General features: G+C 71.0%; 13 protein-coding genes. 3 read left to right on the top strand and 10 right to left on the bottom strand.

From position 1 onward, the window contains the following. Positions 1-3: 3 nt before the first annotated feature. A complete protein-coding gene (locus ACZ5L9_RS11290; protein WP_464527693.1) occupies positions 4-759 on the bottom strand; it encodes a hypothetical protein in 756 nt (251 codons plus the stop codon). Between the two features lie 108 nt (positions 760-867). Between ACZ5L9_RS11290 and ACZ5L9_RS11285 the strand changes: the two genes are divergently transcribed. After that, positions 868-1104, top strand: a complete 237-nt coding sequence (locus tag ACZ5L9_RS11285) for a helix-turn-helix domain-containing protein (RefSeq protein WP_464527691.1) — start codon at positions 868-870, stop codon at positions 1102-1104. A 13-nt stretch (positions 1105-1117) separates the two neighbouring features. On the opposite strand, the gene ACZ5L9_RS11280 is transcribed toward ACZ5L9_RS11285, so the two are convergent. After that, complete coding sequence (locus ACZ5L9_RS11280; RefSeq protein ID WP_464527689.1) at positions 1118-1597, bottom strand: anti-sigma factor; 480 nt, start codon at positions 1595-1597, stop codon at positions 1118-1120. Beyond that, positions 1594-2160, bottom strand: a complete 567-nt coding sequence (gene sigE, locus ACZ5L9_RS11275) for an RNA polymerase sigma factor SigE (RefSeq protein ID WP_464527687.1) — start codon at positions 2158-2160, stop codon at positions 1594-1596. Before sigE ends, ACZ5L9_RS11280 begins: the two co-directional genes overlap by 4 nt. Positions 2161-2328: 168 nt before the next feature. Here sigE and ACZ5L9_RS11270 point away from each other — a divergent pair, with 168 nt between their 5' ends. Next, positions 2329-2988, top strand: coding sequence for an O-methyltransferase (locus tag ACZ5L9_RS11270; RefSeq protein WP_464527685.1), 660 nt, complete (start codon positions 2329-2331; stop codon positions 2986-2988). Between the two features lie 100 nt (positions 2989-3088). Here ACZ5L9_RS11270 and ACZ5L9_RS11265 read toward each other — a convergent pair whose 3' ends face one another. From ACZ5L9_RS11265 to dapE, 7 genes are all read right to left on the bottom strand, one after another. Further along, on the bottom strand, positions 3089-4642 hold the full coding sequence (locus ACZ5L9_RS11265; protein ID WP_464527683.1) for a leucyl aminopeptidase family protein: 1554 nt from the start codon (positions 4640-4642) through the stop codon (positions 3089-3091). A 2-nt stretch (positions 4643-4644) separates the two neighbouring features. Then, on the bottom strand, positions 4645-4812 hold the full coding sequence (locus ACZ5L9_RS11260) for a DUF3117 domain-containing protein (RefSeq protein ID WP_464527681.1): 168 nt from the start codon (positions 4810-4812) through the stop codon (positions 4645-4647). An 86-nt stretch (positions 4813-4898) separates the two neighbouring features. Beyond that, entirely contained in the window at positions 4899-5666 is a 768-nt protein-coding gene (locus tag ACZ5L9_RS11255) for a M14 family zinc carboxypeptidase (RefSeq protein ID WP_464527679.1), read from the bottom strand. A 4-nt stretch (positions 5667-5670) separates the two neighbouring features. Next, positions 5671-6087: an SHOCT domain-containing protein gene (locus ACZ5L9_RS11250; protein WP_464527677.1), complete on the bottom strand. Its 417-nt coding sequence runs from the start codon at positions 6085-6087 to the stop codon at positions 5671-5673. Then, positions 6087-6461: a DivIVA domain-containing protein gene (locus ACZ5L9_RS11245; RefSeq protein ID WP_464527675.1), complete on the bottom strand. Its 375-nt coding sequence runs from the start codon at positions 6459-6461 to the stop codon at positions 6087-6089. Before ACZ5L9_RS11245 ends, ACZ5L9_RS11250 begins: the two co-directional genes overlap by 1 nt. Continuing rightward, on the bottom strand, positions 6458-7198 hold the full coding sequence (locus tag ACZ5L9_RS11240) for an LOG family protein (RefSeq protein ID WP_464527673.1): 741 nt from the start codon (positions 7196-7198) through the stop codon (positions 6458-6460). Before ACZ5L9_RS11240 ends, ACZ5L9_RS11245 begins: the two co-directional genes overlap by 4 nt. After that, entirely contained in the window at positions 7195-8250 is a 1056-nt protein-coding gene (dapE, locus tag ACZ5L9_RS11235; RefSeq protein ID WP_464536851.1) for a succinyl-diaminopimelate desuccinylase, read from the bottom strand. The genes ACZ5L9_RS11240 and dapE overlap by 4 nt, the downstream gene beginning before the upstream one ends. 275 nt (positions 8251-8525) lie before the next feature. Between dapE and ACZ5L9_RS11230 the strand changes: the two genes are divergently transcribed. Further along, a complete protein-coding gene (locus ACZ5L9_RS11230; protein WP_464527671.1) occupies positions 8526-14612 on the top strand; it encodes a putative Ig domain-containing protein in 6087 nt (2028 codons plus the stop codon). Positions 14613-14635: the final 23 nt, after the last annotated feature.

The raw sequence follows: 14635 nt of genomic DNA, 5'->3' as shown, positions 1-14635 counted from the left end.
CGCTCAGCCCGCCGGACGCAGCACGACCGTGACGGTCGGGTCGGCGGCGCTGCCGAGCAGGCCGAAGAACGCCTGCGCACGCTTCTCCGGGACCGCCAGGGTCAGCTGTCGCCGGGTCTGGCCGCTGCCGAAGACGTCGTCGACGCCGGGGGCGGAGACGACGGTGACGGCGCTGAGCGCCGGGGTCGCCGGGGTGGCGCCGGCGACGTCGAGCGTCGGATCGCTCGGACCGCTCACCGCGCCGTTGCCGGTGCCGACGACGTAGACATCGACCACCGAGCCACTGCGCACCGCCGGCGGCACCTGCGCGGGATCCACCGAGAGCGGGAGCTCGACGGTGTCGGTCGGGGTGTCGGCGGCGAGGGCCGCACGGGGCAGCAGCTCTCCCCCGCCGACCGGACGGGCCAGCGGCATCGTCGCCGGCAGCGGCTGGTCGGCGCGGAGGTAGCCGGCCAGATCGGAGTCGGCGGCGAAGTGGACCTGCCGGACCTCCAGGTCGTCGCGACTGAGGACGGCGCCCGTCCCGGCATCGGCCCGGACCGCCCAGACCCCGACCGTCTCGTCGGCGGAACCCAGCGCGCGGGCGCCGATGACGACGCAGGCCGCCACGATCGCGATGCCGATCCACAGGCGCGGGTCACGCCAGCCGGGTCGGCTCGTACGAGCGGCTTGGGGTGGTGCGGCGGTGCCGACGCCGCCGGCGGAGACCGCCGGGAGCGTCACCGAGGTGCCCAGGGCCGGGCGCAGTGTGCGAGCCACGTCCCGGATCATGACCAGAACCTGGGTCCGTCAAACCCGGTGCTCCCGTTATCCACAGTCCGCGCGCCCACCGGCCCTGCGGTGGGACGGAGGTGGGAGCATGGCCCCATGCCGGGGACCCCTCGCTTCCTGACCCTTGCCGACGTGGCGGAGACGCTCAACACCTCGTCGGCCCAGGTCTACGCGCTCGTACGCCGCGGTGACCTGCCCGCGATCAAGATCGGCGGCCGGGGGCAGTGGCGGGTCGAGGCGACGGCGCTCGAGGAGTACATCCAGCAGCTGTACGCCGAGACCAAGGCGTTCGTGGCGGAGCATCCGTTCGAGGACGCCGACGCCGAGAGCTAGGCGGGTGCCGCCGCTACGGCTGCGGGCGCAGCGTGATCGCGGCGATCGGCACGGGGACGGCCGAGCCGACCGCGGCGGGCGCCGGCGTGGTCGGGGCCGAGGCGGGGGCCGCCGCGAACGCGAGCACCCCCATCATCGCGGCGCCGACGGCGCTGCCGCCGAGCGCGGCCAGGCCGATGGCACGCCGGTGCGACCGGACCGCGTTGTCCGCCTCCGCGTGGAACCCGAAGAAGACGTCGCCCGGAGCTCCGAGCAAGGTGCCCTTGAGGTTGTCCGGGACGGCCCGGGCGGTCGGGTCGTAGGTCAGCCCGGCGAGGCGGCGCTTGAGCCAGCCCTCGCGCTCGACCTGGTCACGACAGGTGTGGCAGCCGTGCACATGTGCCCAGGCGCGCTCGGTCTCCTCGGCGCCGAGCTGGCCGTCGAGCAGCGCGCTCGCGCGATCGCCGAGGTGGCCACCCCAACCGCTGAGGCCACCGCCGAGCCCCGAGATCACGAGGCTCCGCCCCACAGCACCTTCGGACCGGAGTAGCGCATGCGCCCCGAGCGCGGGGCCCGGTGGGACAGGGCGTTGCGGAGCATGGCCCGGCCGCGGTGGATCCGGGAGCGGACGGTGCCGAGCTTGGCGCCGAGGATCTCGGCGATCTCCTCGTACGACAGACCCTCGACGTCGCACAGCACGACCGCCGCGCGGAAGTCCGGCGGCAGGGTCGACAGCGCCCGCTCGATGTCGTCGTCGAAGCGCTGGTCGGTGTAGGCGAGGTCCGGCGTCGGCGCGGCACTGGTCAGCCGGGCCGCGCGCTCGTCGGACAGTGCGTCGAACCGGATCCGCTGCTTGCGGCGGGCCTGGTCGAGGAAGAGGTTCGTGGTGATCCGGTGCAGCCAGCCCTCGAAGGTGCCGGGCACGTAGCTGTCGAGCGAGCGGAAGACCCGGACGAAGACCTCCTGGGTGAGGTCCTCGGCGTCGGGGCGGTTGCCGGTCAGGCGGTAGGCGAGGCGGTAGACGCGGTCGGAGTGCTGCTCGACGATCTCGTCCCACGTCGGGACGGTCGCAGCCACACCGGGCGCCTGCTGTTCCGTACTCACTTCGTGTCTCCCTCACGTCGGACCGGGTTCGGTCCCCACCACGGTAGGAAAGTCGTCTGAACGCTTCCTTAATGGGGCCAACGAACTTCCCGCTCCCCATGTTCCCGCCACCGGCACACTGCGGGCGATAGGTTGGCCCCCATGGTCAAGCAGTTCCCGCCGCCCACCGCCGCCACCTGGACGTTCGCGGAGGAGTACGTCGCCGAGGACGAGCTCCTCGCCGCAGCCCGTACGCGCGCCGAGGAGGTCGGGGTGTCCCCGATCAGTCCCGGTGCCGGCGCCGCACTGCGGTTCCTCGCCTCGGTCCTGGACGCGCGCGCGGTGGTCGAGATCGGCACCGGCACGGGCGTGTCCGGGCTGTGGTTGCTGCGCGGCATGCGCGCCGATGGCGTGCTGACCACCGTCGACATCGAGACCGAGCACCAGCGCCTGGCGCGTCAGACCTTCACCGAGGCCGGCGTCCCCACCCAGCGCGCCCGCACCATCTCCGGTGCCGCGCTCGACGTGCTGCCGCGCCTGACCGACGGCCATTACGACATCGTGTTCTGCGATGGCGACAAGACCGAGTACGCCGCGTACCTCACCGAGGCGCTGCGGCTGCTGCGTCCCGGCGGCGTGGTCGCGTTCGACAACGCGCTGTGGCACGACCGGGTCGCCGACCCCGCCCAGCGCGACCCCGAGACCGTCTCCATCCGTGACCTGGTCCGCACGGTCGCGCAGCACGAGGAGCTCACGCCCTTGCTGCTCCCGGTCGGCGACGGCCTACTGGTCGCGAAGAAGGAGTGGGTCCCCGAGGCCTGACGCCGACTCGGCCCTCCCGCACCACCGACTCGGCCCTCCGGCACGAGCGAGTTGGCCGCTAGACGTCGCCGCGGTGCTGCGAAGCTGCGCGAGGGCCCAGTCAGCCGTTGATGCCGGCGAGCGGTTCGGGCTGACCGAGCCAGCTGAGCAGCAGGCGCGTACCGAAGCCGGTCGGGCCCTTGGTCCACTCGAAGCGCTCTTCAGGAGCATCGCCGACCGAGGCGACGTCGAGGTGTGCCCAGGGCAGGCCGCCGGTGAACGGCCGCAGGAAGAGGGCGGCGGTGATCGCGCCCGGTCCCCCGCCGGCGTTGTCGGCGTCGGCGACGGTCGAGGCGATCCGCTCCTCGTACGCGGCGAACAGCGGCATCCGCCACAGCGGCTCGCCGGAGACGTCGGCGGCCTCCGCGAGCCGGCCGGCGAGGACGTCGTCGGTGGCGAAGTAGCCGCCGACCTGCTGACCGAGCGCCACCTTCATCGCGCCGGTCAAGGTGGCGACGTCGACAAGGACGTCGGGCTTGATCTTGTCGACGGCATAGGCGAGCGCGTCGGCCATCACCAGACGCCCCTCGGCGTCGGTGTTGGTGACCTCGGTCGTACGGCCCTTCTCGCCCGGGTAGTGCCGGATGACGTCGCCCGGACGCAGGGCGTTGCCGGAGATGACGTTCTCGGCAGCAGCGATCAGGCCGACCACACGGACCGGGCAGCCGACCTCGGCGAGCGCGGCCATCGTCGAGAGCACCACGGCCCCGCCGGTCATGTCGCGCTTCATCGTGGCCATGCCGTCGGCGGTCTTGATGGAGAGACCGCCGCTGTCGAACGTGATGCCCTTGCCGACCAGGACCACCGTCGGCGTCTTCCGGCCCGCCTTCGGCGGCGTGTAGTCCAGCCGGATGAGCCGCGGCGGGGTGGCCGAGGCCTGCCCGACGGCCAGGATGCCGCCGAAGCCCTCGGCCGCGAGCTGCTTCTCGTCCCAGACCTGGGACTTCAGCCCGGTCGATCCGGCGACCTCGAGGGCCTGCTCGGCGAGCCAGGCGGGGTTCTTGAGGTTGGACGGCACGGTGGCCAGGAAGCGGGCGCGCCAGCTCGCGCGTCCGATGACCTCGGCCCGGGCGAGCGCGGCGGCGTACGTCTGCGGGGCGAGGTCGGCGAGCGTGATGGCCGCCGCCGGGTGCCACTGCGGTCCGCTCGAGCGCCACGTGAAGGCGAACGAGCCGAGGATCGCGCCGACCACGAACGGCTCGAGTGCGACGTCCGGCTCGAGGGCCGGGATGGTGGTGGCCACCGAGGCCACGTCGCGGGTCGCACGAGCCAGGGCCGCGCCCGCTCGCCGGAAGTCGTCGCCGCGCTGGGCGCCGACCCCCACCAGGAGGATCCGCTTGAGCGTGCCGCCCCCGGCCACGGGCACGGAGACGACCTCGCCGGCCTTGCCGGTGGCCCGCTCGCTCTCCAGGAGGGCGAGCAGGTCGTAGCGCTCGTCGAGCGCCACCGCTCCCGGCCCCAGGATCAGGCCCGGCCCGTCCTCCGTCGTCGCGTCCCCGTCGAGCGGGAGCGCGACCGGCAGCGCGACGACCTCGACCTCGAGGTCCTCGGGACCGCTGGCGGCGAGGAGGAAGAGCGGCGGGACGACCTGGGGCGGAAGCGTGGGTGCGGCCACGATCAGCCGACGACGCCCTGGAGGGCGTCGCGAAGGGCGGTGGCCTCTTCTGCGTTGAGCTCAACGACGAGACGACCCCCACCCTCGAGCGGAACGCGCATCACGATGCCGCGTCCCTCCTTGGTGACCTCCATCGGACCGTCGCCCGTCCGTGGCTTCATCGCCGCCATCGTGGCACCCCTTCATCAAAAGTCGAACAGAGCCGGTCTGTGGCTCTGAGTGCGCGCACCATTATCCCCTATGGGGTGTACGCACGTCAGCGATGCCCACCGAAGAGGCGTACGAGAGCGCTCGGCGCCTGCCAGCGCAGGGTCCGCGGAGATGGGCTGTCGCCGTACTCGACGGTGATCGCCGAGCCCGGCAGGTGCGCCTCGAACCACTGCGTCATGGTGCCGCCGCACACGCCGCCGCAGCGCACGTGCGAGACCGGCAGGCGCAGGGCGCGCGCGACCCGGTGGGAGAACCCGGGGCGCCGCTCGTCGACGTCGACGCCGTGCAGCGGCTGGTGGAAGCTGATCAGCCGGTCGGGCCGGACCTTGAGCAGGAAGCGCATCATCGCGCGCGTCTCCGGCTCGCTGGCGGCGCTGGGGCCCGACGCGTAGTGCCCGGTGGTGTGCACCCACTTGGTCGGGAAGTTCCGGTTGAGGTCGACGCCATGGGCGTTCTGCCGGGTGTCGCGGGCCAGCCCGTCGGGGTTCATCACCGGCAGCACCCACAGGTCGATGCCGTGCACCTTCCCGCCGTCGCGCAGGGCCTGCGGGATCTGCTGGATCTGGCGCTCGTTGCCGTGCATCGTGCTGACGATCACCACCGTCGGGATGTGCGGGCCCTGCTCGCCGAGGTGCCAGGCGACGATCGGCCGGTGCTGGACGGAGCGCCCGATCACCACCTTCCCCACCACCGCGGGGCGCGGCCGCGCGCTGACGGAGCCGACCTCGGCCCCGGCGGGGGTCGAGGTCGCGGCCAGGCCGAGCGGGGCGAGGAGGGTCAGGGTGGTGAGTGCTGCGCCGAGTCGCAGGGTCACGGGATCACACTTTCTGCAGGACGTAGGCCCAGGTGAAGACCAGGGTGATGACGAGCATGCCGCCATGGGCAAGGAAGGAGAGCCACGGCCCGCCGGTCCAGCCGTCCTCGCCGCCCTCTCCCGCGTGCCGGCCGCGGCTGGGCAGCCAGCGGGCCAGGATGACGATCCCGAAGATCACCACCAGCCACCACAGGCCGAGCCCGACGATCCCCATCCCGGCGCCGCCGAACCAGGTGTCCTCCGAGCCGATCAGGAACGTCGTCCACGTGATCAGCGCGAGCACCCCGCAGAGCGTGTGCCACAGCGCCCAGCGGTCGCTGACGGCGGCACGGCCGGCGACGGCCTCCTGCTGCCAGCGCAGCCGGGTCAGCAGCACGATCAGCCCGGCCAGTCCCGTGAGGACGTAGACCACCACTGCCATCAGGCAGGGTCCTCCGGGGAGTCGGTACGGTCGTCGTCGCGGCTGGGTGCGGCCGCGCCGGCAGGCGGCACGACGGGGACCTCAGCGGCCTGCGGCGCCGGCAGCGCGAGCGGCACGGGCGCGCCGTTCTCCTCCTCCAGCTGCTTGGCCAGCCGGGACAGCAGCGCGTCGACCTCGGACATCCGGTAGCCCCGAACGGCGAGCGAGAAGCGCACCGCCTTGAGGTCGCCGGGCCCGATCAGCTCGTCCTCCGCGGGCACGAAGGCGTCGGGACGGTCGTCGTACTCGTCCTGCATCGGCGTGCCGCGACCGGCCGCGATCACCGCGATCGATCCCATCGCGAGCACGATCAGGATCGCGAAGACCCACATCATCGGCTATCCCGTGCCTTCACCATCAGGTCGACGGCCTCGTCGACGTCGTCGGTCAGCGTGAGCATGTCGAGGTCGGAGGCAGCGATCCTGCCGTCCGCGAGCATCGTCTCGCGCATCCAGTCGACCAGGCCGGACCAGTGCCTGACCCCCATCAGCACGATCGGGAAGCGGGTGACCTTGTCGGTCTGGACGAGCGTCATCGCCTCGAAGAGCTCGTCGAGGGTGCCGACGCCGCCCGGGAGGACGACATAGCCCTGGGAGTACTTGATGAACATCGTCTTGCGGACGAAGAAGTAGCGGAACTCCATGCCGAGGTTGACGTGCTCGTTGAGCCGCGCCTCCCACGGGAGCTCGATGCCGAAGCCGGCGCTGGTGCCGCCCGCCTCCGCGGCGCCCTTGTTGGTCGCCTCCATCGTGCCGGGGCCGCCGCCGGTGATCACGGCGAAGCCGGCCTGCGCCAGGGCGGCACCGACCTTGACGCCCATCTCGTACGTCGGGTCGTCGGGCTTCGTCCGGGCGCTGCCGAAGACGCTGATCGCCGGGCCGATCTCGGCGAGGTCGTTGAACGCCTCGACGAACTCGGACTGGATCTTCATCACCCGCCAGATGTCGGTGTGGTTCCAGTCCTTCGGACCACGGCTGTCCAGGAGCGCCTGGTCACTGGTCATGCCACCCGACTGCGCGCCCGGGCTGTTCGCCGGCCGGCCGCCGTTGAACCCGCTGCGCATGGCACTCATCCCCGAAGCCACTCCCTCATCACGTGCTCGCACTCCGTCAGCTGTGCGGTAGGAACATACTCGTCCTTGGTGTGGGCGAGTTGAGGATCGCCGGGTCCGTAGTTGATCGCGGGGATGCCGAGCGCGCTGAAACGGGCCACATCGGTCCAGCCGAGCTTCGGCTGCGGCTCGGCCCCGGAGCGCTCCACGAACGCCCGGACCAGCGGGTTGTCCAGGCCGGGGACGGCTCCCGGGGCGCTGTCGGTGACCTCGACCTCGAAGCCGTCGAAGAAGTCCCGCAGGAACGCCTCGGCCTCGGCCTCGGAGCGGTCGGGCGCGAACCGGTAGTTGACCGTGATGGTGCACGCGTCCGGTACGACGTTGCCGGCGACGCCGCCCTCGATGAAGACCGCGTTGAGGCCCTCGTGGAACTGCAGACCGTCGATCACGGGCTCACGCGGCTCGTACGCCTCGAGCTTGCGCAGGATCTCGCCCGCCTTGTGGATCGCGTTCTCGCCCATCCACGAGCGTGCGGAGTGTGCGCGCACGCCGGTGGTGGTGACGCGCACCCGCATGGTCCCCTGGCAGCCGGCCTCGACGCCGGCGTTGCTCGGCTCCATCAGGATCGCGAGGTCGCCCTGAAGAAGGTCGGGGCGCTCCTGGGCGAGCTTGCCCAGGCCGTTGTGCTCGGCGGCGACCTCCTCGCCGTCGTAGAAGAGGAAGGTGACGTCGCGTCCGTACGTGCCGAGCGCGGCGGACTTCAGCATCACCGCGACCCCGCCCTTCATGTCGCACGCGCCGAGACCGAACAGCTTGCCCATCTCGACGTACGGCTGGAGGTTGTCGTTCTCCGGCACCGTGTCGAGATGCCCGGCGACGATGACGCGCTCGGCCTGGCCGAGGTTCGTCCGGGCGACGACGGTGTTGCCGAAGCGCTCCACCTCGAGGTGGGGCAGCGTGCGCATCGCCTGCTCGACGGAGTCGGCGATCGGCCCCTCGTGGTGGCTGACCGACTCGATGTTGATCAGTCCCATGGTCAGGGAGACGACGTCGAGGGGCAGCGGCAGGGGCATCACGAACTCGCTCACGCCGACAGCCTCTCAGGGCGGCAGAGATGTCACCCATTCAGGGGCAACCCGATGGTCAATACGCGCCTCTGCTTCACCGTTCGCACCTGAACAGTTCACCTGTCACTGGTCAGATTCCCTGCGCTGCGCACGACTCCGCCGGTACCCCGACCCCGGCGCGGCGCCGCACTGGGAAAGGTTTATCGGTGTCATTGAACCTGCGTGTGAAGATGAGGCGGCGCTGCGCTGCCCTCCTGGCGGCTGCGGCGACGACCGCGGCAATGGCGTCCGTGGTCACGGCCACCGCCGCCCAGGCGGACCCGACTCCGCCGAACCACCTCGTAGTCGCCGGCGCGTACGGGGGCTCAGGCGGAAGCAGCACCTACGACTGGGTCGAGCTCTACAACCCGACCGACGCCGACATCACCCTCGGTAGCATCGCGGGCACGGCGGTCACGCCGAACTACTACGTGTGCTACCGCGGCGTCGCCGCGGCCTCGTGCAGCACCGCGCTGCCGCTCTGGGGCACCGTCAAGGCCCACCACTACTTCTTCATCGCAGAGTCGGGCACGGCGGGGCCCGCGGCGAACGGGGTCACCCCCGACCTCGACTTCACGGCTGCCGCGAAGAACGCCGCCGGCAAGACCGGCACCAACATGGGTGGCTCGACCACTGGTGGCCAGGTGCTGCTGCTCAACGCAGCCAGCAACGGCGCCGCAGCCATGACCGGCGACCTGTCCTCGCAGGCGGCCCGAACCGCCGGCGTCGTCGACGCCGTCGGCTGGACCAACTACGCATCCTCGACCTACACGCAGCCGGGCAGCGCCGAGACGAACGGCGCCACCGCGATGACCGGCACCCAGGGCGGGTCGGCGAACACGAACGTGATCGCGCGCACCTTCGCCAACGGCGTCCCGGTCGACACCGACACCAACCGCACGGACTTCACCGCCGTCGCCGCCACCACCTTCGTGCAGCACTCCCAGATCAGCGACCACGTCGCGGTTGCGGCGGTGGCCAACACCGCGATCAGCCGCAACGAGCAGATGAGCCCGATCCAGGTACAGGGCAGCAAGGGCACCGGCGCGCTCACCTACGGGGCATCCGGCCTGCCGGGCGGGGTCTCCATCGACGCGACCACCGGCGTCATCAGCGGTACGCCGCTGCCGAGCGACGCACTCCAGGCCTACCCGGTCACCGTCACGGTCACGGACTCCTCGCCGAGTGGAGCCGAGACAGCCACAACGTCCTTCACACTGACGGTGAGCAACACGCTGCACATCGACGCGCTCGACGCCGTGTCCTTCCGCAGGGGATCCGCGATCGCCCCGATCGCCGTGACGCCGCACGGGGGCACCCCGGCCTACTCGTTCGCCGCCAGCGGACTGCCGACCGGGGTCGACATCGACTCGGTGACGGGCGTCATCAGCGGCACCCCGACCGCTGCGATCGGTCGCTACACCGCGCACGTGATCGTCGACGACAGCGGCGTGGGCGGCGCGGCCCAGTCGGCCTCCATCGACCTGGCCGTCACCGAGCTGCCGAAGTCCACCGGCCCCTCCGACAGCGACCCGCTCGCCGGCCTCAAGCTCAACGAGGTGAAGACGACCGGCACGCCGGCCAACGACTGGCTCGAGCTCTACAACACCGGCGCGGCCATCACCGGCGCCTCGGTGCGCGTCGTGGACGGCCAGGGCAACACGTACGCGGTGCCCACCCAGGACATCGCCGCGCACGCCTACCTCACGATCGACGGTGCCGACCTGCACACGTCCGGCATCGACCTCGCGGCCAAGGACGACCTCTACCTGACCGAGGCCGACGACTCCGTCCTCGACCAGACCTCCTGGGCGGTGTCGGCCGCCACCTCGTGGGCGCGCTACCCGGACGGCACCGGCGAGTTCGCGGCCTCGAAGCAGCCCACCCGGGGCGCCCAGAACGCCCTTCCCGCGGACTACGCCGCCGACCACCTGGTCGTCGCCGCGGTCTACGGCGCCGATGGCACCACGTTCAACGCCGACTGGGTCGAGCTCTACAACCCCACCGACGCCCCGATCTCCCTCGGCACGCTCAACAGCGACAACACGGTCGCCCCGAACTACTACCAGTGCTACCGGAGCAACTCGTCCAACACATGCTCCTCGATGAAGCTGTACGGCACGGTGCAGCCGCACCACTACTTCCTGATCTGGAACGGCCACAACGGGGACACCACCGTCGACGCGCACAGCAAGGGCCAGCCGCCGGCCGGCATCACGCCCGACCTCGACTTCCGCTACGGAACCAACGACACCAACAACGCCGACACCAAGGCAGCCAACGACCCGTCCGGGCAGGTCAACAACGGCTTCGGCGGCTGCAGCACCGGCGGTCAGCTCTGGCTGCTCAACGCTGCAAGCGGCGGTGTGGCGCCTGGCGGCGACATGGCGGCGGCATCGGCGCGCGCCGCCGGGGTGGTCGACGGCGTCGGCTGGACCGCCAGCGGCACCACCGAGCCCACCGGCGCGGAGAGCACGGGCTCGGCGGGCGTCGCGGGCCTCAACTCGGGCACGAACAACGCCTGCGTGATCTCACGCCGGTTCGGTGTCGGCTACCCGATCGACGCCGATGCCAACAGCACGGACTTCACCACCGTGCAGACTCCGAGCAACTTCACGCTGCACTCGCAGACGAGTGACCGGGTCGCGATCGCGTCGATCAACGATACCGAGATCTCGCTGAACGAGCCCGTCACCCTGCCGGTCAAGGCGACCGCGATCTACGGCGACCTGAAGTTCTCCGCGGGCGGCCTGCCGATGGGCGTCACGATCGACCCCTCTACCGGCGTCATCAGTGGCACCCCGATCTCCGAGAGCGACCTCGGCACCACGACCGTCACCGTCACGGTCGCGGACGGCGTGCCCAGTGACACCACGTCGGTGTCGTTCAAGTTGACACTGAGCAAGACCCTCCGTCTGGCCCCGATCGCGAACGTCTCGGTCCGCAAGGGCGCCGCACTCAACGCCATCCAGCTGGTCACCCACGGCGGCGTCGCTCCGTACTCGTACGCCGCGAGCGGCCTGCCTACCGGGCTCACGCTCGATGCAGCCACCGGCGTGATCAGCGGCACCCCGACCGCCGCGCTCGGCCACTACGCGGTGCACGTCACCGTCAGCGACAGCGGCGTCGGCGTCGCTCGCTCGTCGGTCTCGCAGGACTTCACCATCGTCGAGTTGCCGAAGGCGGGCACCGGTGCGGCGAACGGCCTGACCATCAACGAGGTCAAGGCCACCGGCACGCCGGCCAACGACTGGATCGAGCTCTACAACACCGGCACCGCGATCGCCGGCGCGACCGTCGGCCTCAGCGACGAGGCGGGCGACACCTACCAGGTGCCTACCCAGGACGTCGCCGCGCACGGGTACGTCGTCGTCAACGGCGCCGCTCTGGCCGCCGCCGGCTTCGACCTCGCCGCCAGCGACACGCTCTACCTCAACGCGAGCGACGACAGCGTCCTCGACCAGACCTCGTGGACCGCGTTCGCGCCCAGCTCGTGGGCTCGCACCACGGACGGCACCGGGGACTTCGCCGTCGCGGCCTGGCCGACCAAGGGAGCGGCCAACTCCGGCGCCCCGGTCATCCACCCGAACGACCTGCTCGTCACCGAGGCCAACTACGACAACAACTCGACCGACTACTACGAGTACAGCGAGATCACGAACACCACCGATCACCCGATCGACATGGCGGCGTATGGCCTCTCGCTCACCAAGAGCGGCGCGGTGATGACGTTCCACGACGCTTCGGACACGTCCAAGCACTCGCCCGTCATCGACCCGATCATCCCCGCGCATGGCACCCAGCTCGTGTGGTGGGTCGAGGACCAGTACGGCGGCACCCTGGACGTCGGCGCCAAGACGACGGGGCAGTTCCTGGCGAACTACGGTCTGCCGTCCTCCACCTCGGTGGTGCTGGCCGAGGGCTTCTCCTCGATGGCCAACTCCGGCGGCGACCACACCTTCTACATCTCGGTGAACCAGGGCTCCACGCCGATCACCCAGGCGTGGGTCGACACGCCGTGCGCGGCTAACACGCTCAACGGCACGCTCGCCTGCACCGCGACCAACGGCAACTACGCCGAGCACTACGCGATGCCCACCGATCGCAGCAACCCGATCGCGACCGTTTGGTACAACTCGCTGCACGCCGGTGGCGACAGCATCAACTACACGTTGAAGCCGGCACTCAGCAGTCCGGGCACCATCGACCTGGAGCAGCTCGGCTTCTCCCGCGCGGTGAAGCTCACCTCGGCCACCAGCAGCCAGGTGACCCTGCACAACACGGCGAGCGGCCCGATCGACGTCTCCGGCTACGTGCTCCAGAAGGACAACACCGGCACCGGGTACAGCCTGCCCGCCGGCACCACGATCGCCGCAGGCGCCGACCTCGTCGTCGGCTCGGGCGACTCGGGCCTGACGCTCGGGGCACGCGACTACGTCACGCTGCTCGCGCCGCGTGGGTACGCGTACGCCGACGGCTACGGCATCGTCGACACCACCGGCCCGTTCCTGCACACGCTCTCCTACGACGCGACCTCGGGTGAGGACCCGGTCATCGACGTGACCACCGGCCTGCCGCTGCCCCCTGCCGGCGGTCTCTACCGTCCGGCCGGGGTCTCGGCGCACAACGGCACGGTCATCGTCTCCAATACCGGCGACAACGTCGTCGCCTCGCTGGCCAACGGCGGGAACACCATCATCGCCGGCACCCTGGCGGGCTACGGCGACAACGGCGACGAGGGACCGGCAGTCAACCCGAACGACTCCACCAAGAACGCCACCCTCTACCAGCCGGGCGGCACCGCCCAGGACGCCGACGGCAACCTCTACATCGCCGACAGCGGCGACAACGTGATCCGTCGGATCGACAAGGACGGCATCATCCACCGGTTCGCCGGCACCGGTGAGCCGGGCGGCGCGGGCGCGGCGGTCACCCCGACCAGCACTCCGACCAGCGTGAACCTGTGGCACCCGAACGGCGTCGCGGTCGACGGCGACGGCAACGTCTTCATCGCCGACACCAATGACAACCGGGTCCTCGAGGTCGCCACGGACGGCACCATCACGGTCGTGGCGGGCACCGGTACGGCCGGCTACTCCGGGGACGGCTCGGCCGCCACCGCGGCCCGCCTGTCCCAGCCCGCGGGGCTAGCCGTCGATGCACAGGACGACGTCTACGTCGCGGACTCCTCGAACAACGTGGTCCGTCGGGTGGACGCCGTCACCGGCGTGATCACGACGGTGGCGGGAGACTACGCCGCCGGCGTCCGTAACAGCTGCCTTGGTGGCTACGCCGGCGACGGTGGACCCGCTACCTCGGCGCTGCTCAACGACCCGCAGGGCGTTGCGCTCGACGGGGCGGGCGACCTGTTCATCGCCGACACGTTCAACCACGCGGTCCGCCAGGTGACGCCCGACGGCACCATCACGACACTGGTGAACAGCAGCGCCACGGCCGGCGCGGAGGGCACCGGACGCACGGGCGCCGGCGCTTTCCCGGCGGGGACGCATCTCAACACGCCGTACGCCGTGGCGGTCGACTCGGTGACCAACGCGATCTACATCGCCGACACCAAGAACAGCGCCATCGCCGAGGTCGTCAACGCCGGTTTCGACGGCAACGCCTCCGGCCCCATCGAGTCCGACGCTGCCCTCGCCGTCACGAGCTCGCCGACGGCCTCGCAGGCATGCACGGCGCTCTCGAACGGTCCGGTCACCTCGACGGTCGCCCCGGCCGTCACGGGCACGCCCGCGATCGGCTCGACCCTGACCGCCGACTCCGGTACGTGGAGCCCGACCCCGGACTCGTTCACCTACCAGTGGCTGCGTGATGGCACGGCGATCGACGGTGCGACGCAGGCGACCTACGTGGTGGCGTACGCCGACGGCGGTCACGTGCTCTCGGTCGCGGTGACGGCAATCAGGTCCGAGTTCCTCTCGGCAAGCGCCACCTCGGCGACGGTCGCTGTTCCGACGCCCGTCATCGACACCCCGACCCCGAGCCCCACGGGCACGCCGACGGGCACCCCCACCGGTACGCCGACCGGATCGCCGAGCCCGACCTCGACCGGGTCCCCGACGACGTCGCCGTCGCAGATCGACAACAGCCGCCTTCACCAGGCGAAGCAGAAGCTCGCCCACGACACGACGGTGCTGAAGGCCAAGCAGAAGAAGCTGCAGCGGGTCCAGAGGGCGCTCCACAAGGGCCACCTCTCCCCCGCGTCCAAGAAGCACCTCCAGAAGCTCCGCGACCGGCTCCAGAAGAAGACCGCGCAGCTGAAGAAGACCGTCAAGGCCGACCACCACCACGTCAACGCCCTGCGGCACTGACGCATCCGACGTATCACGAAAGA

This window comes from Nocardioides sp. JCM 18998, from assembly GCF_055391535.1.
The sequence above is the reverse complement of the archived record's forward strand: the minus strand, read 5'-3'. Positions and strand labels throughout refer to the sequence as shown.